At 73.0% G+C, this 23,891-nt stretch carries 20 protein-coding genes; 9 read left to right on the forward strand and 11 right to left on the reverse strand.

Annotated features, from left to right (window positions below; all coding sequences use genetic code 11):
* Window positions 1-3: 3 nt before the first annotated feature.
* Window positions 4-1,398, reverse strand: coding sequence for a protoporphyrinogen oxidase (gene hemG, locus ACFPIJ_RS01640; RefSeq protein WP_380112747.1), 1,395 nt, complete (start codon window positions 1,396-1,398; stop codon window positions 4-6).
* A 22-nt stretch (window positions 1,399-1,420) separates the two neighbouring features.
* Between hemG and ACFPIJ_RS01645 the strand changes: the two genes are divergently transcribed.
* Window positions 1,421-2,176, forward strand: coding sequence for an SDR family NAD(P)-dependent oxidoreductase (locus ACFPIJ_RS01645; protein ID WP_380112748.1), 756 nt, complete (start codon window positions 1,421-1,423; stop codon window positions 2,174-2,176).
* A 154-nt stretch (window positions 2,177-2,330) separates the two neighbouring features.
* Window positions 2,331-3,530 carry a HEAT repeat domain-containing protein gene (locus ACFPIJ_RS01650; protein ID WP_380112749.1) on the forward strand — a complete coding sequence of 400 codons (1,200 nt, stop codon included), beginning with the start codon at window positions 2,331-2,333 and terminating at the stop codon, window positions 3,528-3,530.
* 18 nt (window positions 3,531-3,548) lie between these two features.
* Here the strand turns inward: ACFPIJ_RS01650 and hemE are convergent, their stop codons facing one another.
* Window positions 3,549-4,556: a uroporphyrinogen decarboxylase gene (gene hemE, locus ACFPIJ_RS01655; protein ID WP_380112750.1), complete on the reverse strand. Its 1,008-nt coding sequence runs from the start codon at window positions 4,554-4,556 to the stop codon at window positions 3,549-3,551.
* 80 nt (window positions 4,557-4,636) lie between these two features.
* On the opposite strand from hemE, the gene ACFPIJ_RS01660 reads away from it, so the two are divergent.
* On the forward strand, window positions 4,637-5,185 hold the full coding sequence (locus ACFPIJ_RS01660) for a DUF3000 domain-containing protein (protein WP_380112751.1): 549 nt from the start codon (window positions 4,637-4,639) through the stop codon (window positions 5,183-5,185).
* 43 nt (window positions 5,186-5,228) lie between these two features.
* On the opposite strand, the gene ACFPIJ_RS01665 is transcribed toward ACFPIJ_RS01660, so the two are convergent.
* The gene (locus tag ACFPIJ_RS01665) at window positions 5,229-6,047 is read right to left on the reverse strand and encodes a hypothetical protein (RefSeq protein WP_380112752.1); all 819 of its coding nucleotides are present in this window, start codon (window positions 6,045-6,047) and stop codon (window positions 5,229-5,231) included.
* A 115-nt stretch (window positions 6,048-6,162) separates the two neighbouring features.
* A complete protein-coding gene (locus ACFPIJ_RS01670) occupies window positions 6,163-7,113 on the reverse strand; it encodes a S1C family serine protease (RefSeq protein ID WP_380112753.1) in 951 nt (316 codons plus the stop codon).
* Between the two features lie 425 nt (window positions 7,114-7,538).
* Between ACFPIJ_RS01670 and ACFPIJ_RS01675 the strand changes: the two genes are divergently transcribed.
* The 4 genes from ACFPIJ_RS01675 to ACFPIJ_RS01690 all read left to right on the forward strand — a co-directional run bounded on the left by ACFPIJ_RS01675 (window position 7,539) and on the right by ACFPIJ_RS01690 (window position 13,401).
* Window positions 7,539-8,813, forward strand: a complete 1,275-nt coding sequence (locus ACFPIJ_RS01675; protein ID WP_380112755.1) for an HRDC domain-containing protein — start codon at window positions 7,539-7,541, stop codon at window positions 8,811-8,813.
* Window positions 8,814-8,900: 87 nt separating this feature from the next.
* Window positions 8,901-10,094: a thiolase family protein gene (locus tag ACFPIJ_RS01680; RefSeq protein ID WP_380112756.1), complete on the forward strand. Its 1,194-nt coding sequence runs from the start codon at window positions 8,901-8,903 to the stop codon at window positions 10,092-10,094.
* On the forward strand, window positions 10,091-12,160 hold the full coding sequence (locus tag ACFPIJ_RS01685) for a 3-hydroxyacyl-CoA dehydrogenase NAD-binding domain-containing protein (RefSeq protein ID WP_380112757.1): 2,070 nt from the start codon (window positions 10,091-10,093) through the stop codon (window positions 12,158-12,160). The genes ACFPIJ_RS01680 and ACFPIJ_RS01685 overlap by 4 nt, the downstream gene beginning before the upstream one ends.
* A gap of 134 nt (window positions 12,161-12,294) precedes the next feature.
* Window positions 12,295-13,401 carry a peptidoglycan DD-metalloendopeptidase family protein gene (locus ACFPIJ_RS01690; RefSeq protein ID WP_380112758.1) on the forward strand — a complete coding sequence of 369 codons (1,107 nt, stop codon included), beginning with the start codon at window positions 12,295-12,297 and terminating at the stop codon, window positions 13,399-13,401.
* 314 nt (window positions 13,402-13,715) lie between these two features.
* Here ACFPIJ_RS01690 and ACFPIJ_RS01695 read toward each other — a convergent pair whose 3' ends face one another.
* On the reverse strand, window positions 13,716-14,318 hold the full coding sequence (locus tag ACFPIJ_RS01695; RefSeq protein ID WP_380112759.1) for a DUF2867 domain-containing protein: 603 nt from the start codon (window positions 14,316-14,318) through the stop codon (window positions 13,716-13,718).
* 75 nt (window positions 14,319-14,393) lie between these two features.
* Between ACFPIJ_RS01695 and ACFPIJ_RS01700 the strand changes: the two genes are divergently transcribed.
* Window positions 14,394-14,954, forward strand: a complete 561-nt coding sequence (locus ACFPIJ_RS01700) for a TetR/AcrR family transcriptional regulator (RefSeq protein ID WP_380112760.1) — start codon at window positions 14,394-14,396, stop codon at window positions 14,952-14,954.
* Between the two features lie 19 nt (window positions 14,955-14,973).
* Here the strand turns inward: ACFPIJ_RS01700 and ACFPIJ_RS01705 are convergent, their stop codons facing one another.
* The 3 genes from ACFPIJ_RS01705 to ACFPIJ_RS01715 form a co-directional block, all read right to left on the reverse strand.
* Entirely contained in the window at window positions 14,974-16,731 is a 1,758-nt protein-coding gene (locus ACFPIJ_RS01705; protein WP_380112761.1) for a diguanylate cyclase domain-containing protein, read from the reverse strand.
* An 84-nt stretch (window positions 16,732-16,815) separates the two neighbouring features.
* Window positions 16,816-18,021 carry a sensor histidine kinase gene (locus tag ACFPIJ_RS01710; RefSeq protein WP_380112762.1) on the reverse strand — a complete coding sequence of 402 codons (1,206 nt, stop codon included), beginning with the start codon at window positions 18,019-18,021 and terminating at the stop codon, window positions 16,816-16,818.
* Entirely contained in the window at window positions 18,018-18,695 is a 678-nt protein-coding gene (locus ACFPIJ_RS01715) for a response regulator transcription factor (protein ID WP_380112763.1), read from the reverse strand. The genes ACFPIJ_RS01710 and ACFPIJ_RS01715 overlap by 4 nt, the downstream gene beginning before the upstream one ends.
* 197 nt (window positions 18,696-18,892) lie before the next feature.
* Between ACFPIJ_RS01715 and ACFPIJ_RS01720 the strand changes: the two genes are divergently transcribed.
* Window positions 18,893-20,260 carry an outer membrane protein assembly factor BamB family protein gene (locus tag ACFPIJ_RS01720; RefSeq protein WP_380112764.1) on the forward strand — a complete coding sequence of 456 codons (1,368 nt, stop codon included), beginning with the start codon at window positions 18,893-18,895 and terminating at the stop codon, window positions 20,258-20,260.
* A 10-nt stretch (window positions 20,261-20,270) separates the two neighbouring features.
* On the opposite strand, the gene ACFPIJ_RS01725 is transcribed toward ACFPIJ_RS01720, so the two are convergent.
* The 3 genes from ACFPIJ_RS01725 to ACFPIJ_RS01735 all read right to left on the reverse strand — a co-directional run bounded on the left by ACFPIJ_RS01725 (window position 20,271) and on the right by ACFPIJ_RS01735 (window position 23,833).
* Window positions 20,271-20,918: a slipin family protein gene (locus ACFPIJ_RS01725; RefSeq protein ID WP_380112765.1), complete on the reverse strand. Its 648-nt coding sequence runs from the start codon at window positions 20,916-20,918 to the stop codon at window positions 20,271-20,273.
* A gap of 233 nt (window positions 20,919-21,151) precedes the next feature.
* A complete protein-coding gene (locus ACFPIJ_RS01730; RefSeq protein WP_380112766.1) occupies window positions 21,152-22,408 on the reverse strand; it encodes a PQQ-binding-like beta-propeller repeat protein in 1,257 nt (418 codons plus the stop codon).
* Window positions 22,409-22,432: 24 nt separating this feature from the next.
* On the reverse strand, window positions 22,433-23,833 hold the full coding sequence (locus ACFPIJ_RS01735) for an outer membrane protein assembly factor BamB family protein (RefSeq protein ID WP_380112767.1): 1,401 nt from the start codon (window positions 23,831-23,833) through the stop codon (window positions 22,433-22,435).
* Between the last annotated feature and the right edge of the window lie 58 nt (window positions 23,834-23,891).

Here is a 23,891-nt window from a genome sequence, read left to right on the forward strand (position 1 = left end):
TCGCTATCCTTCCAGGGCTTCGAGCAGCGTGTCGGCGGCGGTCCACCCCGATGTGACGCAGGCGGGGATCCCGACGCCGTCATAGGCGGCGCCGGCGACCGTGATGGCCGGGTGGGCGGTGAGGGCGGCGCGCAGCGCGGCGACGCGGTCGCGGTGGTGCGGCTCGTATTGCGGGAGGCCGCCGCCCCAGCGGAAGACGGCCGCGTCGACCGGGTCGGGCAGGCGGTCGACGCCGAGCAGGCGGGCCACCTCGTCGCGGACCAGGTCGAGCAGGTCCGGGTCGGTGCGCTGCAACTGGTGCTCGTCGCCGGCCCGGCCGACGGAGGCGCGCACGAGGGTGAGCCCGGGGCGGCGCAGGTGTGACCACTTCTGGTCGAAGAACGTGACCGCCTTGACCGCGAACCCATCCGTCGCCGGGACCAGGAACCCCGACAGCTCGGGCAGCTTGGTCGCCGGCAGCGCGAGCGCGACGAGTGCGACGCTGGCATAGCCGAGGGGCACGCCCGCCAGGCCATCCACTGTGGACAGCAGGCGGGCGGCGGGGGTGGCGGGCACGGCGAGGACCACGCCGTCGGCGTCCACTGTGGATGCGTCGCGGGTCGAGCCGACGGTGAGGCGCCAGCCGGTGCCGTGCCGGCGCAGCTCCCGCACGGGCAGGCCGAGCCGCACGTCGGGCAGGGTCGCGGCGATCGCGTCGACGAGCCGGCTCATGCCGCCCTGGACGGTGCTGAACACGGGCGCGCCCGGGGTGCTGCGCCGCGCCGCGAGGGCCGACCGGACGGCGCCGGTCAGGGTGTCGGACCGCTCGGCCGCGTCGGCGAGCGCGGGCAACGCCATGCGCAGCGACAGCCGGTCGGCGCGGCCGGCATAGACGCCGCCGAGGAGCGGCTCCACGAACCGGTCGACGACGAGGTCGCCGCGCCGGGGCCGGACCAGCCCGCCGACGGTCACGTCCTCGCCGGGACGCAGCAGCGGGCCGCTGCCGGGGAGGTCCGGGTGCAGGTCCGGGTGCTGGGCCGGGTCGGTGTCGACGGGGATGCCCATGAGGGTGCCGGGTGGCAGGTCGTGCAGGCCGCCGTCGACCGCGACGGCCGCCTTCGACGTGGCGGGGTGCACGATCGCGTCGCCGAGCCCGACCTGCTCGGCCAGGCGCACCGCGGCGCTCGGCCCGCCGGCCGGGTCGCCGGACAGGAACGACTCGGCGCCCCGCTCGACCGGGCCGCCGGCCAGCTCGACGGTGCGCAACTTGCCGCCGGGCCGGTCGCCCTGGTCGAACAGCACCACGTCGAGGTGCGGGGCGCGCTCACGCAGCCGGTGCGCCGCGGCGAGACCGGCGATGCCACCACCGATCACCACAACCCGCCGCCGCACGCCTCCAGCCATACCCCGAGCAGCCATGCCCCGAGTCTATGGTCGGCATATGACAGAAACGCGAGTGGCCGTCGTCACCGGCGCGGCGCAGGGCATCGGCCGGAAGACCGCGGAACTGCTGGTCGAGGAGGGGTACCGGCTGGCGGTCATCGACACGAAACCGGTCGACCTCGACGGGCTGATGTTCGTGGGCGACGTCTCCGACGAGGCGTCGGTCGCGCGGTTCGTCGCCGAGGTCGAGGAGGTGTACGGCGGCTGCGACGTGCTCGTGAACAACGCCGGCATAGCCTCGATCGCGCCCGCCGAGGACACCGACGCGGCGCAGTGGCGGCGGGTCCTCGACGTGAACCTCACCGGGCCGTTCCTGCTGTCGCGGGCGTTCGGGCGGCGGATGCTGGTCCGCGGCACCGGCTCGATCGTCAACATCGCCTCGGTGGCGGGATTGCTGGGGGTCGCGGACCGGGTGGCGTACAACGCCAGCAAGCACGGCCTGATCGGCATGACCCGCACCCTGGCCGTCGAGTGGGGCGGTCGCGGCGTGCGGGTCAACGCGGTCTGCCCCGGCTGGGTGAAGACCGAGATGGACGACGAGTCGCAGGCGTCCGGCGCGTACGCGGACACCGACATCACCGATCACGTGCCGATGGCCCGGTTCGCGCAGCCGGAGGACGTGGCCCGCGCGGTGGCGTTCCTCGCCGACCCGGACCGGTCGGGTTTCATCAACGGGGCATCGCTCTCCGTCGACGGCGGCTGGGCGGCCGACGGGTCGTGGCAGTCGCTGCGGCTGGACAGCCGCGGGCGCTGAAGCCGCAAGGCAGGACGCCGGGGCGCGGAGGCGGTGGTCGTACATCCGAGATGCGTCGATATGTCGTCGGGTCGGGCGAATCTGACCAGGGGATGTCCATCTGTGGGGCGAACCCCTCTGGAACATATCGCCGGAGACGAGCACACTCTCTCGGATGAGCGACCTTGCGTCCTCCCGACCGTCACCGGACGAGCCGAGCGACCGCGCGCTGGATCCCGGCGCCGGCGGCGGTCACGCACCGTGGACCGCCGAATCACGCAGCGCTGAGGCTCACGGCACCGACGCACGCGGCACCGAGGCGTGGCGTGCTGAGCCGTGGACGACCGACCCATGGCAGATCGGCACCGGCACCGCGCAGCCGGGTGCCGGGCAGGGCGGCGCCGGGCCGGACGGGGACGCCTACGGGACGGACCCGCTCGCCGACGTGCTCGCGGACCTGGCCGACCTCGCCGACCCGGCGGCCGCCGCCGCGGCGGCCGAGGCGGCGGCCGCGGCGCGGGCGGCGCCGGTCGACGACGCGGAGCCGACCGCGAGGACGATCTCGGCGCTGCTCGCCGACGCGACGACGTCACCCGCCGAGCTGGCCGACGCGGTCGCCTGGTGTTACGACGACGAGGCGCTGCCGCTGCTGCTGCCGCTGATCCACCACTTCGACGCGCGGGTCCGGCGGGCGGTCGCGCAGGCGCTGCCGAGCGTGCTGGGCGAGGCCGCACCCGACGACACGGTGCGGGCCCTGCTGGTCCTGAGCAACGACCCGGACGACGACGTGCGGGACTGGGCGTGTTTCGCGCTCGGCACCCAGCTGTCCGAGGTGGACGCGCCGGTGCTGCGCGACGCGCTGGTCGTGCGGCTCGACGACCCGCACGACGACACCCGGTGCGAGGCGCTGCTCGGGCTGGCCCGGCGGCGCGACGAGCGGATCCTGCCGGTGCTGCAGGAGCGGCTGGCCCGCGACAACGTGTTCTCGCTGGAGATCGACGCGGCCGGCGCGCTCGGGCACTCGTCGCTGCACACCCTGGTGCGCGGGCACCTGTCGGGCTGGGACGACGACGTGGTCGCGCGGGTCTGCGCGGCGCTGCGGCTGACCGACCCGGACGGCGTGGGCGACGACCTGCTCGACGGTCTCGCCGAGTGGTTCACCGGTGGCGCGCCGCACGCCAGCGACGAGGACCGGTACTGGTGGTCGGTGACGCTGCAGCTGCTGGAGCACGCGGAGTACCGGGCACCGGAGATCGCCGAACAGGTGCACACCCGCCTGGCCGGCGAGGCAAGGGCCACGTCGCTCATGCTCGGCTCGCGGCTGGCCCAGCTCGCCGGCGACCACGGCTGGTGGCGCTGGAGCCCGACCTACTGAGGCGCCGCCACAAAGCCGTCACATCGAGTGGATGAGCGAGACGACCCGGGTCAGCACGTCGGGGTCGGTCTCCGGCATGACGCCGTGACCGAGGTTGAAGATGTGCCCGGGTGCCTTGCGCCCCTCGGCGACCACCCGGCGTGTCTCCTGCTCGACGACCTCCCACGGCGCGAACAGCACGCACGGGTCGAGGTTGCCCTGCAGCACCTTGCCCGGGACGCGCCCCGCGGCCACGTCCAGCGGCGTGCGCCAGTCCACGCCGACCACGTCGGCACCGGCCTCGGACATGGCGGGCAGGAGCTCACCGGTGCCGACGCCGAAATGAATCCGGGGCAGACCCTCGATGCCGTCCAGGACACGGCGCGAGTGCGGCAGGACGTAGCGCCGGTAGTCGGCCTCGGACAGGGCGCCGGCCCACGAGTCGAAGAGCTGCACCGCGTGGACGCCGGCGTCGGCCTGGACGCGCAGGAACGTCAGGGTGATGTCGGCGAGGCGGGCGCACAGGGCGTGCCAGACGTCGGGTGCGCCGTACATGAGCGCCTTCGTCTTCACGTGGTGCCGCGACGGGCCGCCCTCGACGAGGTAGCTGGCGAGCGTGAACGGCGCGCCGGCGAAGCCGATGAGCGCGGTCGGGCCGAGCTCGGCGAGCAGCAGCCGGATCGCCTCGGCGACGAACCCGACGGCGTCTGGGTCCAGCGCGGGCAACGCGGCGACGTCGGCCATGGTGGCGATCGGCGCGGCGACGACGGGGCCGGTGCCGGCGACGATGTCCAGGTCGACGCCGGCGGCCTGCAGCGGCACGACGATGTCACTGAAGAGGATCGCCGCGTCGACCCCGTGGCGGCGGACCGGCTGGAGGGTGATCTCGCAGACCAGGTCGGGGCGGCGGCAGGACTCCAGCATGCCGATGCCTTTGCGGAGCTCGCGATACTCGGGCAGCGAACGGCCGGCCTGGCGCATGAACCAGACGGGAGGGTGCGGCACCGCCTGACCGCGGGCGGCACGCAGAAGCAAATTGTCAGTCATAGCGAAGTCATCGTTTCACTGCGTGCGCAACGGCGGCGCGGCGGCACCCCCTGCGTGGGTTTGCGCCTTACTCTTCCGGTATGGCGCCATCGACCGCGACCCCCTCCACGTTCACCCGGGCGGTGGAGGAGCTGCGCGCGGTCACGGCGCGCCCCGAGATCGAGCTCGAGGAGATGCCGGCGCCGCAGCGGCTCGCGCCGTTCGCGCACGCGATGAGCGGCACGGTGCTGCGCGACGGCGACGAGGTCGCGACGGGACGGCTGATCCTGCTGCACGACCCGGCCGGGCACGAGGCGTGGGACGGCACGATGCGCCTGGTCACGTATGTGACGGCGGAGCTGGAGGCCGAGCTCGCCGCGGATCCGCTGCTGCCGGTGGTCGGCTGGAGCTGGCTGACCGACGCCCTCGATGGGCACGGCGCCTCCTACACGGCGATCGGCGGGACGGTCACCCAGACCCTGTCGACGCGCTTCGGTGACCTGGCCGGCCCGCCGACGGCGGCGGACCTGGAGATCCGGGCGTCGTGGACGCCGACGGACGACGACCTGCAGGCCCACGTGCACGCCTGGTGCGCGCTGCTGGCCTCCACGGCGGGCCTGCCCCCGCCGGGCGTAACGGCGCTGCACTGACGCAAAAGGGGCGGGCACCCGCCCGCCCCTTTTGACCAAGAACTCAAATTCCGAGCAGGACCTCAGCCTCGTTGCACGGCTTGTCCATCTCGTTGAGCTTGTTCTGCAGGGTGGTCTTGTCACCCTTGCTGGACGCGTCGAGGGCCTCGAGCAGCAGCTTCAGGCAGGTGCCGATGACGTCGCGCTGGCGCTTCGCCTCGGTGCTGTCGGCGGTGACGCCGCGCAGCTCCTGCTGCGCCTTGGTGAGCTCGTCGGCCTTGGCCTTGAGGTCGGTCTTGGTCTTGTCGAGCTCGCCCTGGGTCGAGGTCAGGCTGTCCTGACGCTGCGCCGCGAGCTTCTCCGACTTGTCGAGCTTGCCGCTCTTGTCGACGTACAGGCCGACGAACACACCGGCCGCGATGATCGCGAGCGCGAGCAGGCTGGCGAGGATCGGCACCGCGATGCTCTTCTTCGGCGGCGGGCCGGGGGTCTGGTAGCCGGCCTGGGCGTATCCGGGCGGGCCGGAGACCGGGCCGTACGCGACGGGCGGGCCGGACATCGGCGGCCCCGACATCGGCGGGTTCGCCATCATCGGCGAGGTCGGCGGCGCGGAGACCGACGGCTCCAGGTTGTAGGCGGCGGGCGGCTGCTCGCCGTACTGCGGCTGACCATAGGCCGGCAGCTGCGCCGTGCCCTGGTCATACGGGTTGGGCTGCGGCTGGCCGTAGCTCTGGTCGTGGGTGGGCGCGGGCTGCTGCGGCACCGGGGCGCCGAACGGCTGCTGCGGCGCGGGCTGCGCGGGGTAGGCCCCCTGCGGCGCGTTCGGGTCGGGGTAGGCGTAACCCTCGTTCGGGTTCCCCTGGGGGTTATTGGGGTACGTCATCTCTTTTCTTCCTCCTGGTCATCCCTCCGGGCAGCGCCCGGGTGGGGGTCGAGCGGCCGCCGCGACCGGGACGCGGCGACGTGGTGCACGTCGGTGTTGCGGGTCGGTGCCGCGGTCAGCAGATCGTGATCGTTTCGCAGACCACTGAGATCGGGATGGCCAGTCCGATGCCTTCGGCCTCCCGTGCCTTGAGCGTCGCGACGCCGACCACCTCCTTCTTGGCGTTGAACACGGGCCCGCCGGAGTTGCCGGGGTTGATCGCCGCGTCGAACTGCATCAGGTTCTCGCCGCTGAGCGTGCGGAACGCGCTGACGACGCCGGTGGTGACGGTGTCCTCGAGGCCGAGCGGGGCGCCGACGACGAGCACGGGCTCACCGACCTTGGGCACCGCCGGCGCGGCGACGAGCCGGGCGAACTCCTCATCGGTGTGCAGCACGGCCAGGTCCTTGTCGGGGTGGACCTCGATGATCTTCGCCGGGAAGCGCTGGCTGGTGCGTTCGAGACTGACGTCCTTCTCGCCCTTCTCGTACGCGTCCTCCACCACGTGGTAGTTCGTGATGAGGTTCGTGCCACCGCCCGAGGGCGCCTTGCCGAGCGCGAAGCCGGTGCCGGTCGCGTACTTGGTGGCGACCCGGAACACGCTCGGGCGCACGCTCTCGGCGACCGCGGCGGCGTCGAGGTTGCCGCCGGTCTTGGTCTCCAGCTTGTCGGTGCGGTCCTCGACGGCCTTGAGCCGGGACTCGTCGCTTTCCTTCGCGGCGCTGGCGGCCTTCTCGGCCTTGTCCACGCGGGACTCGAGCCGGACGATGAACGCGGCCTGCACACCGACGACGATCAGCAGGACCACCGCCAGGACCAGGGCGAGCATGCCGCTGCGGCCGCGAGGGGCGGTGGTCGGGTACCCCTGATGCGGGGGCACGCTGTGCGGCGGCGGGCCGGCGGGCGCGGAGACCGGCCAGGCACTCGTCGGCTGCGCGGGAAGCGCACCCGTCGCGGAGAACGCGCCGGTGGCCGGGGCCCCGGCGGGGGACACGCCGGCAGCCGGGAACGAGCCGGTCTGCGTCATGCGTGGAGGAAGTGGACCGAGCCGCTCCGAGTCGTCGCCGGACCGGTCCGCGTGTCGCGGGCGATCGTACGAATCCGAGGTTCCGGAAGCCACCGGGTTGGAGGGGTCATACCCGGCCGTCATGCTTCTCGTTTCCTTCCTGTCACAATTCCACCCGTTTGTCCTGCGGCGCGATCGATCCACGGCATCACAGTCGGCCTCACCCTAAACCGCTCGCACAAGCCCCGCGACCTCCGTGGCAACCAACGGACACAACCGGAAGCACCAAGTCGGCCCGCACGCGTGACCGTACTGGCACAGCCCCGGTTTGTCCGTCCCGAATCGGCGTGTCCCGGGCCACCGAACGGTCGCCGCGACGCCCCAGAAACCGACGCGCCGGACCCGGCTGCATCGGCGTGCCGGTGCCGCAACGTACCGTGGTCCGGGTGACCGACGAACCCCCCGCGCGGCGTCGGGACGAGGAGCCAGACAGTCCGGACAAACCGGACGACAAGACCGAGCCCGTCCTGCTGACCGCCCCCCGAGACGGGACGCCCGAGCCGATCACCGACCGGGCGGAGCTCGCGCGCGCCGTCGAGCGCTTCGCCCAAGGCAGCGGTCCCGTCGCCGTGGACGCCGAGCGCGCCTCCGGCTACCGGTACACGCATCGGGCCTATCTCGTGCAACTGCGCCGTGCCGGTGCCGGCACCGTCCTGATCGACCCTCTGCCCTTCGGACAGCTGCCAGAGCTCGACGAGGTGATTTCGCCCACTGAATGGATCCTGCACGCCGCCAGTCAGGATCTGCCGTGCCTCACGGAGCTGGGGCTGCGCCCGACGCGGCTCTTCGACACCGAGCTCGCGGCGCGGCTGTGCGGCTTCGAACGGGTCGGCCTGGCCGCCCTGACCGAGTCGCTGCTGGGCTACACCCTCGAGAAGCACCACTCGGCCGCAGACTGGTCGACCCGTCCGCTGCCGACCTCCTGGCTCACCTACGCGGCCCTCGACGTCGAGCTGCTGCTCCAGTTGCGCGACCGCCTGGTCGAGGAGCTGCACGAGCAGGACAAGACGGAATGGGCGGCGCAGGAGTTCGCCGCGCTGGTCGCCTCCGCCGGCGACCCGCCGCGGGTGCGCGCCGACCCCTGGCGCCGCACGTCCGGCATCCACCGGGTCCGGGGCGCCCGCGCCCTCGCCCGGGTCCGCGCGCTGTGGCACGCCCGGGACGAGATCGCCGCGCGCCGGGACGCGAGCCCCGGCCGGGTCCTCGCCGACGCGGCGATCATCGCCGCCGCCGAGGCCGACCCGAAGGACGAGCGGACCCTGCTCGCCCTCGCCGGGTTCGGTGGCAGGTCGGTGCGCCGGCTCGCGCCGACGTGGCTGACCGCGCTGTCGGACGCCAGGGCGCTGCCGGACAAGGAGCTGCCGACCACCCCGCCGTCGGACGGGCCTCCCCCGCCGCACCGGTGGGCCGAGCGGGATCCCGTCGCGGCAGGGCGCCTGGCGCGCAGCCGGGAGCTGGTGACCGGCCTGGCCACCGCCAACCGGGTGCCGCCGGAAAACCTCATCACCCCGGATTCGGTGCGACGGCTCGCCTGGTCCCCGCCCGAGGAGCTCACCGAGGAAGCGGTGGGTGCGGTGCTGTCCGGCTACGGCGCACGCCCGTGGCAGGTCGCACTGGTCACTCCCGGGCTGACGGCGGCGCTGGAGGTACCCACGGAGTAGCGCGAGGCGGGGTGTGGGCGGATCCACAGGCGCACCGGAGCTACTGGCGAGTAACATTGCCGGTAATTCGTCGCTAGGAGGACACCCGTGCCCCGTCCCGTCCGCGACGTCGTCTTCGTCGACGGCGTGCGCACCCCGTTCGGCAAGGCCGGTGGGATGTATGCCAACACCCGCGCCGACGACCTCGTCATCCGCTGTATCCGCGAGCTGCTGCGCCGCAACCCGCAGCTGCCGCCGGAGCGGGTCGACGAGGTCGCGATCGCGGCCACCACGCAGATCGGCGACCAGGGCCTGACCATCGGCCGCACCGCCGCCCTGCTGTCGGGTCTGCCCAAGACCGTCCCGGGCTACTCGATCGACCGCATGTGCGCCGGCGCCCTGACCGCGGTGACCAGCGTCGCCGGCGGGATCGCCTTCGGCGCCTACGACGTCGCGATCGCCGGCGGCGTCGAGCACATGGGCCGCCACCCGATGGGCGAGGGCGTCGACCCCAACCCGCGGATCCTGGCCGAGAAGCTGGTCGACCCGTCGGCGCTCGTCATGGGCGCCACCGCGGAGAACCTGCACGACCGGCTGCCCGCCATCACCAAGGAACGGGCCGACCGGTTCGGCTACGCGTCGCAGGTGAAGACCGCCGCCGCCTACCAGGCCGGCAAGCTGCAGCCCGACCTGGTCAGCGTCGCGACCCGCGACCCCGAGGCAGGCTGGGGCCTGGCCACGGTCGACGAGGCGCCCCGCGAGACCAGCCTGGAGAAGCTCGGCACCCTCAAGACCCCGTTCCGCCCGCACGGCAAGGTCACCGCCGGCAACGCCGCGGGCCTCAACGACGGCGCCACCGCCGCGATCCTGGCCGCCGAGGACGTCGCGCTGGAGCTGGGCCTGCCGGTCGGCATGCGCCTGGTGTCCTACGGCTTCGTCGGGGTCGAGCCCGAGGTCATGGGGTTCGGCCCGGTGCCGGCCACCGAGAAGGCGCTGCGCCAGGCCGGGCTGACCATCGCCGACATCGGCCTGTTCGAGCTCAACGAGGCGTTCGCCGTGCAGGTGCTCGCGTTCCTCGACCACTTCGGCATCGCCGACGACGACCCGCGGGTCAACCAGTGGGGCGGCGCGATCGCCGTCGGGCACCCCCTGGCGTCCTCCGGGGTGCGGCTGATGACGCAGCTGTCCCGGCAGTTCGCCGAGCACCCCGAGGTCCGCTATGGCCTCACCGCCATGTGTGTCGGCATCGGCATGGGCGCATCCGTGATCTGGGAGAACCCGAACTGGAAGGGCGACAAGTGAGCGCGGCCATCAGCAACCCGAACGAGGTCGTGACCAAGGCGCTGCTGCGCTTCGTGACCCTGCCGAGTCGCGAGCGCGCCGCGCTCATCACGCTCGACAACGGCTTCGACCACACCAAGCCCAACTCGTTCGGCCCCGCCGGCCTGGCGAGCCTGGAGGCGGCGATCGACGAGGCCGTCGCGGCGGCGCCGAAGTTCATCGCGCTGACCGGCAAGCCGTACATCTTCTGCGTCGGCGCCGACATCACCGGCATGCCGCTGCTCACCGAGCGCGAGCAGGCGGTGGAGCTCGGCCGGTACGGCCACCGGGTGTTCAAGAAGTTCAAGGATTCGCCGGTACCGACGTTCGCGTTCATCAACGGTGCCGCGATGGGCGGCGGCCTCGAAGTGGCACTGCACTGCCACTACCGGACCGTGTCCTCGGGTGCCGCGGCGCTCGCGCTGCCCGAGGTCGCGATCGGCCTCGTGCCCGGCTGGGGCGGCACCCAGCTGCTGCCGAACCTCATCGGCATCGCCCCGGCCGCGCAGGTGATCCTGCAGAACCCGCTGACCCAGAAGACGCTCAAGCCGGCGCAGGCCCGCGAGCTCGGCATCGCCGACGAGATCTTCGAACCGGCCGACTACCTGGAGCGGTCCCTGGCGTGGGCCGAGGGCGTCGTGGACGGCACCGTCACCGTCGTCCGCCCGGAGATCGACCGGGACATGTGGGACGGCGTGCTGTTCTTCGCCCGGCACCAGCTCGACGAGCGGCTGCACGGCGCGGTCAACTCGGCGAACAAAGCCCTCGACCTGCTGGCCCTGGCGAAGTCCTCGACGTTCGAGAACGGCACCGCGGCCGAGGACGAGGCCCTCGCCGATCTCATCATGGGCGACCAGGCCCGGGCCAGCCTTTACGCGTTCGACCTGGTCCAGCGCCGCGCGAAGCGCCCCGCCGGCGCGCCGGACAAGGGGCTCGCCCGCGACGTCAACAAGGTCGGCATCGTCGGCGCCGGCCTGATGGCCTCCCAGCTGGCGCTGCTGTTCGTGCGCCGGCTCGAGGTCCCGGTCGTGCTCACCGACCTCGACCAGGCCCGCGTCGACAAGGGCGTCGGCTACGTCCACGCCGAGATCGACAAGCTCGTGTCGAAGAAGCGCCTCGACCCGGGCAAGGCGGCCAAGTACAGGGGTCTGATCAGCGGCTCGGCCGACAAGTCCGTCTTCGCCGACGCCGACCTGGTGCTCGAGGCCGTGTTCGAGGACCTCGGCGTCAAGAAGCAGGTCTGGGCCGAGGTCGAGAAGATCGTCCGCGACGACTGCATCCTGGCGACCAACACGTCCTCGCTGTCGGTCAGCGAGCAGGCCGCCGGGCTCGCCCACCCGGAGCGGGTCGTCGGCCTGCACTTCTTCAACCCGGTCGCGTTGATGCCGCTGCTGGAGATCGTCCGCGCCGAGCAGACCGACGACGCGACCCTCGCGACCGCGTTCGCCGTCGGCAAGGCCCTGAAGAAGTCCTCGGTGCTGGTGGCGGACCGGCCGGCGTTCGTGGTCAACCGGTTGCTGACCCGCTTCCTCGGCGTGGTCACCGCCGCCGTCGACAACGGCACCCCGATCGCCGTCGCCGACTCGGCCCTGGACACCCTCGGCCTGCCGATGCGGCCGATGGCGCTGCTCACCATGGTCGGCCCGGCGGTCGCGCACCACGTCGCGGAGACGCTGCACACCGCGTTCCCGGACCGGTTCGGCGTCTCGGCCAACCTGGGCCGGGTCGTCGAGGCCGGCAAGCGCGGCTTCACCGACGCCGAGGGCAACCCCGACCCGGAGGTCCTCGCGCTGCTGCAGCTCGGCGACTCCCCGTCGACCGCCGAGGAACTGCGCGACGAGGCGACCGCCGCCCTGGCCCGCGAGATCCGGCTCATGCTGGACGAGGGCGTCGTCGCCGACGCGCGCGACATCGACCTGTGCATGATCCTCGGCGCGGGCTGGCCGATGCACCTCGGTGGCGTCACGCCGTACCTGGACCGCGAGGGCATCTCGGAGAAGGTGACCGGCGCGCGGTTCCTCGCGCCCGGCGTGGCGAACGCCCCGTAGATTCACCCGTTCGAGCACACATTTCGTAAATATCGGTAGTGGACCCCGCCGGCGCCTAGCGTTGGCGGGGTTCGCTTGCAGTCCCCCCGGCTGCACGGATCACTTCGTCCCCGGGGGGCACCATGCGCAAAATCATGCTCTTTGCAGCGATCCCAGTTGCGGTTTTCCTGGCTTCCTTCGCGCCGGCGGTCGACGCGCACGCCGCGCAGGCCGCCACGGTCGTCTCCCCCAAGCGCCCCCTGAACGTCCGGGCCGGCAGCGCCGTGTGGACCGCCCAGCTGCGGACCCTGCCGCACGGCGCCGCGGTCTCCATCGACTGCCAGGTCAAGGGCCAGCTGATCAACCAGGGCCCGGTCCGCGTCACCGACCAGTGGGACCGGCTCACCGACGGCTCCTACGTCTCCGACGCGTGGATCCGCCGCCCCGCCGCCGCCATCCCCGCCTGCGGCCCGGCCGCGCCGGTCGCGCCCGCCGCCGTCGCCGCGGCGGCCGCGGTCACGACGACAACGGGCACCGTGGCCTCGGGCGCCACCCCGCTCAAGGCCCGCACCGCCCCCGCACACACCGCGTCGCTCATCGCCGCCCTGCCCAACGGCACCCAGCTCACCCTGGTCTGCCAGCTGCGCGGCGAGAACATCGCCGGCTCCCAGCGCGTCACGCCGATGTGGGACCGCCTGCCGGAGGGCACGTACGTGTCCGACGCGTACGTGCGCCGCACCGCGACCCCTCCGCCGTGCACCGCGGCGAACCAGCCGGTCGCCGCGGCCGCCGCGCCCGTCACCGGCGGCGACTGGACCAGCCCGCTGCCCGGCTTCCGGGCCCGTCCCGGCTTCCGCACCGCGAACAACCCCAACCACATCGGCGTCGACATCATGTCGTTCACCGGCACCCCGATCCACGCCGCCTCGGCCGGCACCGTCGTCGAGGTCGTCTGCAACATCGAGGCCGGCCACAGCTGCGACCAGGCCGGCAGCGCGTCGATCGGCGGCTGCGGCTGGTACGTGAAGCTGCAACACGAGGGCGGCATCTCGACCCTGTACTGCCACATGGTCCGCAAGGCCGTCGTCCAGCCCGGCCAGAAGGTCAAGGCGGGACAGGTCATCGGCTACGTCGGCAGCTCCGGCAACTCCTCCGCCCCGCACCTGCACTTCGAGGTCCACATCAACGCCCCGCCGACCGGCCCGCAGAACGCCATCGACCCGATCCCGTTCATGCGGACCCACGGCGCGGCCATCGGCTAGTTGTGTTAGCTGTTTCTTCCGCGGCGGCCTTCGGCCGGAAGAGCAATGGGGGATTCTCACCCCACACCCCCAATGCTCGCTGCGCTCGCACGACCTGCGCCCTGGCAGGCGCGGTCGACTCAGGCGCATGCGCGCTCCCATCCGAAAGACCGGGGGTTCAGGTTTTCAGGCACTCAAGGTCTTTCGTCCAGCTCGCCCGCCCTGCGCGCGAGACGACGGAGACGGCCCGACCTCCTGCTGCCGCCTGCTCGCCCCTCGGGTTGACCTTGGAGACTTTGTCCGGCTCGGGGCGGGCAAAGTCTCCAAGGTCAAACTCAGGCGGCCTGCCAGCGGTGGGCGATCGACTTCAGGAGGGCGGGGTAGACGCCGAGGTAGCGGAACGGCTTGATGGCGGCCATGTAGGCGGCGCCGAACGCGCCGTTGGGCTTCACGAGGACGGCCATCTGGCCGCGGTGGCCGCCGGCGCCGTCCGGGACCCAGCCGATGTGCATCACGGTGTGCACGGTCCGGTTGGCCATCTCGGCGGCCCATTCGTCGTGGGTCTGGAACACGAAGGTGAACGGGACGGCGCGCAGGTCGGGGCCGCGCGGGGCGTCGCGCAGGTCGGCCGGGAGCCGGTCGCGCAGCGAGTCCACCCGGGTCCCGACGCCGGCGTCGGGCCTGTCCCAGCCGAACCAGGCACCGAGCTTCCAGCGGGTCGCGAACAGCGCCCGCGGCAGCAGCCCGGGGACCGGCGTCGGGCCGGACGGGCCCGGAGCGGCGTCCTCGCCGCCGGGTGAGAACTGCCGGATCAGGCGGGGCAGGTCGTCCGGGCCACCCGGCGTCGGTAGCGCCCAGACGTCCTCGACCTGGAAGTCGGGGGCGATCTCGTGGATGCGCCAGGGGCGGGACGTGTGGGCCGTCTTGGGAAGTCGCATGAGCAGGATCCCCCATCTGTACGGTGCCGTATAGATCTAGACTATACGGCACCGTACAGATGAAGGAGCGACAGGATGGCCGTGGCCCGGACCGCACGTGGCAGATGGGTCGAGGAGGGGCTGCGCGCGCTGGCCACCGGCGGGCCGGAGGCGGTGCGGGTCGAGGTGCTCGCCCAGGCGCTCGGCGTCAGCAAGGGCGGGTTCTACGGGTATTTCACCAACCGCGACGCGCTGCTCGACGAGGTGCTCGACCTGTGGGAGCGCGAGGTCACCGACACGGTGATCGAGCAGGTCGAAGACGGCGGCGGGGACGGCCGGGCCCGGCTGGAGCGGCTGTTCGCGATCGTCGCCACGGCCGGCGGCGCGTCGGCCCGGGGCGTCGCGGCCGACCTCGCGATCCGCGACTGGGCCCGCCGCGACGAGGCGGTCGCCGTCCGGCTGCGGCGGGTCGACAACCGCCGGATGGCCTACCTGCGGTCGCTGTTCTCCCAGTTCTGCACGGACCCGGACGACGTGGAGGTCCGCTGCATGCTCGCCTTCTCACTGCGCATCGGCGTCCACCTGATCGCCGCCGACCACGACGGCCGCAGCCGCGCCGAGGTCATGGCCCTGACCAGACACTGGCTGCTGGCCTGATCACGCCATTGAGCTGCGGTCAGCCGGCGCGGTGGCGGCCGGGGCGGTCGGGGCCGCGCTTGGCGGCGTACATGGCCTGATCGGCGGTGCGCAGCACCTCGTCCGGGTCCTCGCCCGGATCGGCGAGGTGCAGGCCGACGCTGGCGCCGATGCGGACCTCGTGCCCGGCGACGTCGAACGGCGCCGCGATCGTCACGCGCAGGCGGGTCGCCAGGGCGTCGACGTCCTCGCCACCCACCACGCCGGGCAGCAGCAGGACGAACTCGTCGCCGCCGACCCGGGCAAGGACGTCGGTGGGGCGCAGACAGGCCGACAGCCGGTCCCCGACCTGGCGCAGCAGCTCGTCGCCGGCCTCGTGGCCGAGCTCGTCGTTGACGGGCTTGAAGCCGTCCAGGTCGACGAAGAGGACCCCGACCGGCGTGTCCTGCAGCGACGCGGTCAGCCGCTCCTGCAGGCGACGGCGGTTGGGCAGGCCGGTGAGCGGGTCATGGTGCGCGTCGTGGGCCAGCCGGTCCTGCATCTCGCGGCTGTCGGTGATGTCGCGGGCGTTGATGACGACGCCGTTGAGGGCGGCGTTGTGCAGCTGGTTGGAGGCGGTGAAGTCGAACCAGCGGTGGTTGCCGTCGGACTGCACGACGCGGACCTGCATGCGCTCCAGGCCACCCTTCTCGGTCAGCAGCGCGGCGAACCGGTCCCGGACGTGCTGGCGGTCGTCCGGATGCAGCAGGTCGAAGACCGGCGAGCCGACGGCGACGAAGCCGAGGATGCGTTTGCCGCTGGGGCTGGAATACACCACGCAGCCGTCGCCGTCCAGGACGGTGACCACGTCCGGGGCGTGCTCGACCAGGGCGGCGAAGCGTTCCTCGGCGCGGCGGCGCACCAGCTGGGAGCGGTAGCCCAGGACGGCCAGGCCGACGACGCCGACGAGCAGCATGGTCAGCAGGGCGAGATTGATGGTGAGGCTGCGGTTGCGGACCGGGCCGTCGAAGGTGGCGGTGGATTGGGTGCGCACGTAGGCCCACCCGCCCGGGAGCCCCCCGTGCACCGCGGCGATCATGGAGCGGCCGTTGGCGCGGTACGTGACGAACACCGACTGGTCGGAGCCGATCTTCTTGATGATCTCGGAGTCGACGAGGGTGCCGAGCGCGGCCGGGTCGCTGGACGCGCCGACGGTGCCGCCGGCGTCGACGACGAGCGACAGGCGCGACGGGTCGCTGAGCTTCTCCAGGTATACCTGGAGCTGCCCCTTGTGGACCGGGATGAAGCCGTAGATCAGCGCGACCGGGTCGCTGCCGACGACGATCGGCACCGCGACCGCCTGGACCAGCGTGTCCTTGACCGTCATGAGCGAGGAGAAGCCGGGCCGGCCCAGCGCCAGACCGGAGATCAGTGGCTTCCAGCCGATCGCCGCCTGGTCCGGGAACATGTTCGCGGGCTTGGTGGCGTTGATCGGGTTGCCGGTCAGGTCGGTGAGGACCACGCCGTACGTGAAGAACGTCGACTTGCTCGCGTATTCGAGGAGGGCGGCCCGGTCGCCCGCGTCGCCGGGGGTCAGCGACAGCGGCCGGCTCGTGACGAAGTCGTTGAGCTCCTTCGCCGACACCAGCAGCAGCTGCTCGACCAGGCCGCCGTTGTTGGTGGCGAGGGCGAGGGTGTCGGCGCGGTGCACGGTCTCCGCGGCCCGCAGCGCGGAACGGTTGACCGAGATGCCGACCGCGCCGATGGCGAGCAGCAGGGCGGCGCTGATGCTCACAACGAGCCAACTCCGCAGCCGCATCCGGTTTCCTCCGACGTGTCCTGTGGAGGTCTCATCGGCCGCGGCCGGGTCAGAACTGAGAAACTGTGCCCGCGATCACAGCGATCACGTGGTGGGTTTCACCGGCGCCGTGCCGGTCAGCACCGGGGTGACCGCGGCGGCCGGGAGGCTGACAGTGACCTCGAGGCCGCCGCCGTCCAGTGCGACGGCGCTGGCCCCGCCGCCGTGCGCCTCGCACACCGCCCGGACGATCGACAGGCCCAGCCCGGAGCCGCGGGCGCCGGTGCGTTCCCGCCCGCCCCGCCGGAACGGCTCGAACAGGACCGGCACGTCGGCCGGGTCGACCTCGAAGCCGGTGTTGCCGACGACGAGCCAGGCGAGGGTCTCGTCGGTGCCGGTGCGCACCCAGATCCGCCCGCCGAGGTGGTTGTACCGCACGGCGTTCTCGACCAGGTTGCCGGCGAGCCGTTCGAGCAGGCCGGGGTCGCCGACGACCCGCGCGGGGGCGAGATCGGTCGTCACGTCCAGGGTGAGCCGCTTGATCTCCTTGCCCATCGCCGACATGGCGACGGTGACGCCGGTGGCGAGGTCGGTGGGGACCTTCCGGCCGAGTCTGCGGCCCGCCTGCGCCTCGGTGCGGGCGAGCAGCAGCAGCGACTCGACGAGGGCGTTGGCCCGCATGGAGGCGTCCCGCACGACGTTGGACATGCGGCGGAACTCCTCGACGTCGGCCTCGGGGTCGTCGAGGGTCACGTCGACCTCGGTCCGCATCACCGCGAGGGGCGTCCGCAGCTCGTGGGAGGCGTTGGCGACGAACCGTTTCTGGGTCTCGAACGCCTCACCGATCCGGTCGAGCATCGCGTCGAACGTCTTCGCCAGCTCGGACACCTCGTCGTCGGCGCCGTCGTAGTTGATCCGGGCGTCGAGGGTCTCCCCGGTGAGCCGCTGCGCGGTGGTGGTCACCTGCTGCAGCGGGCGCAGCGCCCGGCCGGCGACGACGTAGGCACCGGCGACCCCGACCGCGCCGATGAGCAGCAGCGCAAGGCTGCCCCGGGTCACCAGCTCCCACTCGGCGGCGTCGGCAAGCTCGGTCTGCCACTGCCGGGCGTCGACCTCGGTGCCGTCCTGCAGCACGATCCGGGTGCCCGGCTGCAGCTCGTCGGCGGGCCGGATCGCGCTGTCGACCAGGATGTACGCGAGCACGACGAGGACGAGCCCCGCCCCGACCAGCAGGATGCCGTTGAGCAGGGTGAGCCGCAGCCGCAGCGTCGGGCGGAAGACGGCGGCCCGGCGGGCGTCGTACACCGTCATTGCGGGGACCCCTGCGGTGGCCTGGTCCGGTAGCCGGCGCCGACGACGGTCTCGATGAGCGCCGGGTCGCCCAGCTTCTTGCGCAGGGTCATCATCGTGACCCGCACGGTGGTGGTGAACGGGTCGGCGTTGGCGTCCCAGACCCGTTCGAGGAGCTCCTCGCTGGACACGACCGCGCCGCGGGCCTTCAGCAGCTCCTCCAGGAGGCCGAACTCCTTGCGGGTCAGGTCGAGCGGCTGCCCGCTGCGGGTCGCGACCCGTTTGGCCTGGTCGAGCACGAGGTCGCCGATGGTCAGCACCGGCGGCGCGGCCGGGGTGGCCCGGCGGCCCAGCGCCTGCACGCGGGCGACGAGCTCGTCGAACGCGAACGGCTTCGGCAGGTAGTCGTCGGCGCCGATCTGCAGCCCTTCGACCCGGTCGGCGACGCTGCCGCTCGCGGTCAGCATCAGGACCCGGGTCAGCGCCCCGGACGCGACGAGGTCGGCGCAGATGTCGTCGCCGTGGACGCCGGGCAGGTCCCGGTCCAGCACGACCACGTCGTAGCGGGTGACCATGGCCATCTCGTGGCCCTGGGTGCCGTCGTAGGAGACGTCGACCGCCATGCCCTGGCGCCGCAGGCCCCGCACGATCGCGTCGGCGAGGTTCTGCTCGTCCTCGACCACCAGCACGCGCACGCCACATCACCCCCACCCGGTCGGGCCAGTGTCAGGCACCGGCTGTGAAGTCCGCGTGAGCCGCCAGCGGAGCGGCTCGGGCGGCGAACCAGTAGTACAGCACCGAATCACGCCGCCAGCGGCGGCGTCAGCATCAGCATCAGCCAACGTATACCGCACCGTTGGCGACCATGGCCCGCACCAGGCACCCTGATGGTGTGGACGAGCGGCTGATCGATCTCGGTGTGGTCACCGACAACGCTGATCAGCTCGACATCGGCCCTCCCCCAGTGATGCCCGGCCGCCGGCAGTGGCCGTTCGTGATGGTCCTCGCGCTGCTCGCCGCGTTCACCGGCGGCTCCGCCGCCGGCACCTCCGTGGAGGCGCTCGGCGTCCTCGCGGAGCACACCGTCGGGTTCGTCGCCGACCGGGGCGCGCTGTACGCGTTGCGGGAGGACCCCGCGGTCACCGCGTACGACTGGGACACCGGCGAGCCGCGCTGGAGCCGCACGATCCCGCCGAACGCCGGCCAGGTCTACCTCGCTGCGGACCGCGCGTACATCCGGCACCGGCCGTGCACCGACGCCACCGGCTGGAGCCTGGAGCGCCTCGACCCCGCCGACGGCCACCAGCAGTGGCTCGCCGCCGGGGCGCCGGTCGCGGTGCTGCGCATCGATCAGCGCCCCGGTCTGCTGCTGGTCGACGAGCGCGCCGGCACGTGCCCGCCGGCGGTGCCCCTGCGCAACAGCCCGCAGACTCCGGTGCACCTCGCGGCGATCGACGCGGAGAGCGGCGTCGTGCGCTGGCAGTTCCAGATGCCGGTCGGCGGCCGGCTGGTCTCCCCCGACGTGCCCGGCAACGACTGGTTCGCCATCTGGTATCCGGACGGCCACACCGAGATCCGGGCCGCCGCGACCGGCGCGGTGATCAGCGCCGCGGAGGTGCCCGAGCTCGCCGACGGGCCGCCGCAGAGCGTCCGCATCGTCGGCGACCTGCTCGTGATCGTCTCGGTCCGCCTCGACGGCGCGCTGATCACCAGCTACGGGCACGCGCCGCTCGCGTACCGGTGGCAGAAGCTCTTCCAGTCCGCCGAGCCGGTGCCGATCGCCGAGATCGCCTACGGTCCCGTCGTCGTCGCCTGCGGGCCGATGGTGTGCGTGCCGAACTGGCGGGACATCGCCGTGCTCGACCCGAGCACCGGCGAGCAGCGCTGGCGCCGCACGATCCAGCTGGACGCGGTCGGCCCCGGCGTGCTCGTGGCCCGCGACCGCGAGGACTTCATGCGGATCCGGATCGTGGACTGGCAGACCGGCGCCGACCGCGCCGAGCTCGAAGGCTGGGGCCTGGTGCCGATGGCCACCGACGGCAATGACGACGCGGCCGGCACCGCCGCTGCGGCAAGTGCCACCTATGCCCTGGTCCAGAAGCCCGACGCCGAGGGCTCCCGGATCGCCCGGGTCAACCTGCACACCGGCGAGGTCGAGATCATCGGCCAGATCCACCCGATCCCGTCGCGGTGCGCGATGCGCGGGCACCGCCTGTCCTGCCTGGCCGGCGGCGACAGCGTCCACCTGTGGAAGCTCTAGCCGCCGGGCGTCAGTCGCCGTGCAGGACCAGGGTCGTGCCGTCCTGCTCCGCCGCCTGCAGTGCGCGCAGCCGCAGCAGCGCCGGGTGGTCCTCCAGCAGTTTCGCCGTGTTCGCGAGGGAGCGCAGCGCCGCGGCCTCGCCGCGGGCGCGTTCGAGGTCGGCCCGGCCGCGCTCCTTGGCCAGCGCGGTGTCGGCGTAGGCGCGGCGCAGGTCGCCGGGCAGCATGACGTCGCGCACCGTCAGCTCCAGCACGTCGACGCCGACCTCACCGGCGGTCGGTGCGAGCGCGGCGGTCAGCCGGGCCGGCAGCTGCGGGCGGGCCGCGAGGAGTGACTCCAGGTCGGACTCCGCGACGGCGGCCCGCAGTTCGACCTGGGTGCGCAGGTACAGCTCCTGCAGCGGGTCCTGGGTGGCGGTGACGAACCGGGCCGGGTCGGTGACGGCGAGGCGCAGCGTCGCGGAGACCTTCACCACGAGACGGTCGGCGGTGAGCATCTCCTGCCCGTTGACCGGCACCAGCCGTGGGCGCAGGTCGACCCGTTCGAGCCTGGTCCCGCGCCGCCGGTACGGGTGCCGCCCGGGCTCGAACACACCGGCGAGCCGGCCGTCGACGAAGCGGACGACCCGCTCGTACTCCATGACGGTGACCTTGGCCATGACCTGACTCCAGACAGGAGAGCTTGGTGTGCGGCGACCGCGGGCGGGGGCCACGAAGAACCCGCAGGGCCCGCGATCGCCGGGCACGGTTGTCGGGTGGTACTGGTGGAGTTGTCAGCCCCTGGTGGCAAACGCACGGCGCGGAACACCGACCGGCGATGCCGGGGCGCCGCAGTTGCCGTGCCTTCCGCAGGCGAGACTACGGCCCCTTCCGGGGCGCACGCAGCCGATATTCACGGCAGCCGCAGCAGCACGACCTCGTCGGTCTCGGTGCCGCAGGCGACGAGACCACCCTCGATCTCGCAGCCGACGAGGCTGCCGGGCACGGACGCGGACGGCGTGGGTGCCGGCCCGCCGTCGGACCAGGCGAGCAGGGTCTCGTGGTCGGTCCGCAGGCCGAGCAGCGTCCGGGGACCGTCGGCGGCGAGGAACCGCCAGCCCGGCGGGACGGTGCGCCCGGTGTCCGCCGGCAGGATCAGCGCCCCGCCGGGCGCGACGGCAAAGGGAGTCCGCGGCACGATCCACAGCAGGGCCCCGCTGGCGGGGTCGACGGCGGCGGTGCGTTCGCCGCTGACGCACAGCGCAGCGTCGCACGGCAGGACCGTGATCGGCCCGTTCGGGCCGGTCGGCACCTGTGCCTTCCACCGTTGCACGAGCCCGCGGGTGTACGCGGTGAGCCAGGTGCTGCCGTTCGCCACGTCCCACCGCGCGACGAGCAGCAGGTCACCGACGGCGGCGACGACGTCGTCGGCCGGCCCGGCGATGCCGGCGACGGGGGCGGTGCGCGCGCCGGTGGTGAGGTCGACCGTGCTGAGCCCGCCGGCGTCGTCCAGCAGCGCCGCCCAGGTGGCGCCGGTCGCGGCGGCGTCGACGGCGACGCGCGTGCCGGCCTCGACCGGGGTGTCCCAGCCGACGAGGCCGGCCGCGTCGATGAACTGCCAGCGCAGCACCCCGGTGGTCGGGGTGTTGTCGGCGAGGGCGCGGCAGCCGTCGGACCAGAGGCTGCGCATGACGACGGTGCCGGTGCCGCCGGGCGGGGTGCGGACCGGCACGCCGACCGCGCGCCACTGTTCCCGGCCGGTCGCCCTGCTCACCGCGACGGTGGTGCCGGTGACCCCGGAGCGGCACAGGTCCGGGGAGAACACGGCCAGGTCGCCGCGGACCACGACGGAGGAGAGGGTGGCCAGGCCCTCGGGGGTGAACGTCCAGCGCAGCGAGCCGTCGGCGGCGTCGAACACCTCGACGGGGGTCGGCGTGCGGTCGCTGTCGAGCACGTACAGCGCTCCGCCGGCGACGTGGAACTCGCCGTTGCGCAGCGGCTGGCGGGTCACCTCGTGCGGGCGGTCGGGTGGCGGCGCCGCGGACACCAGGCTGAGCAGCAGCGCCAGGACCGCGGTGAGGCCCCACCCCCGGGGCAGGCCGACGAGGTCGTCGTCGACGTGGTCCCAGTCGTCGTCGATGACGCCCAGATCGATGGTGACCGTGCTCACCGGCACGGCTCCATTGTGCGCGGGTCAGTGCGGGTTGGGCAGTCGCCACACGGACAGCTCGCCGCCGACGAGGCAGGCCAGGAACCTGCCGTCGACGGAGCACATGGGGTCGCCGAACCAGTTCTCGGCCGTGGCGAAGACGGCGACCGTGCCGGTCGCCGGGTCGAGCTCGCCGAGGATCGCGGTGCGCTCGTCGACGGGCCGCCACACCAGCGGCCGGCTACCGTCGGTGTTCAGGACCCGCCAGTCGGCGAGCTTCTTGACGACGGTGCCGGTGCGACTGTCGACGATCCCGGTCAGCGTCGGCCGCAGCGCGGCCATCTGGGAGGACGCCTGGGAGAAGGTGCCGATCAGCAGGCGTTCACCGGCGAAGCCGGCGACCACGACCGGCCCGTCGAGGTGCCAGCGGGGTTTCCCGGTGGTGCTGTCGACGGCGGTCAGGCCGGTGTCGTCGCCGGCGCAGAAGAACCGGTCCGTGCACCGGAACAGGCTGCCGCCGCCGTTGTCTCCGGCCCAGCGGAACAGCTTGCGCCCCGTCGCCAGGTCGTACACGTCGGCGCCGCGCTCCCCGCCCGGGTAGACGACCAGACGGTTGTTGGCGGGTCCGGAGCTGTCCAGCCAGCCGGAGCCCAGCATCGCCGAGGTGCCCGACACGTCGAGCTGATGGGTCTCGGTCACCGCGCCGGTCCGGGCGTCCCGACGGGTCAGCTGCCCCGTCGGGCCCAGCTCGTCGAAGCCGACGAGCCTGGACTCGTACGGACTGGCCCAGCCCAGGTCGACGTCGTGGCCCGCCGGGATGGTGACGTCCCAGACGACGGCGCCGGTCCGCGCCGCCAGCCCGAAGAACCGCCGCTCCGGCTTCGTGCGGGCGTAGTTGACGCCCGGCTCCTGATCGGGGACGTCCATGATGATGGTCTGCGTCGTGCTCCGCACCTCCTCGACGACCACGACCTCGGCGTTGGTGCCCTGGATCCCGATCCGCGGCCGGGACCACAGCTCCTTGCCGGTCGCCGCGTCGAGGACGACGAGGCCGTTGGAGACGCCGTCGCCCATGTTGGACTCGCTCAGCAGGAGCACCACGTCGGGGCCGGCCACCGCCATCTGCAGCTGCAGGCCGGCGGAGTGTTCCCAGAGCAGGCTGCCGTCCGACGCCCGCCGGGCCTCGATCATCGGGCCGGGAGCGGTCGGCTGATACCGGGCGACGATGAGCCGCCCATTGGACACCTGCGCCTGCAGGACCTGGACCTGGACCGAGTACAGCCGGCCGCCGTCCGGGCGCGGCCCGGCGGCGACGAGCACCCCGAGGGTCACGGCCAGGACGACGGCGGCGGCCACCCACCGGGCCTGCAGCCGCCGCTGGGGTGCGGGCGGCTCCGGCGGCTCCCACGGCGTGCTGAGGTCGAGTTCGATCACGGAGTCCGTCACCTCGATGAGACTGCCATGGACGGCCCCCGGGTTGCCTACCCCTGAGGGTTGCTTACCC

Source organism: Dactylosporangium cerinum, assembly GCF_042653625.1.
In the GTDB taxonomy this organism is placed as follows: Bacteria; Actinomycetota; Actinomycetes; order Mycobacteriales; family Micromonosporaceae; genus Dactylosporangium; species Dactylosporangium cerinum.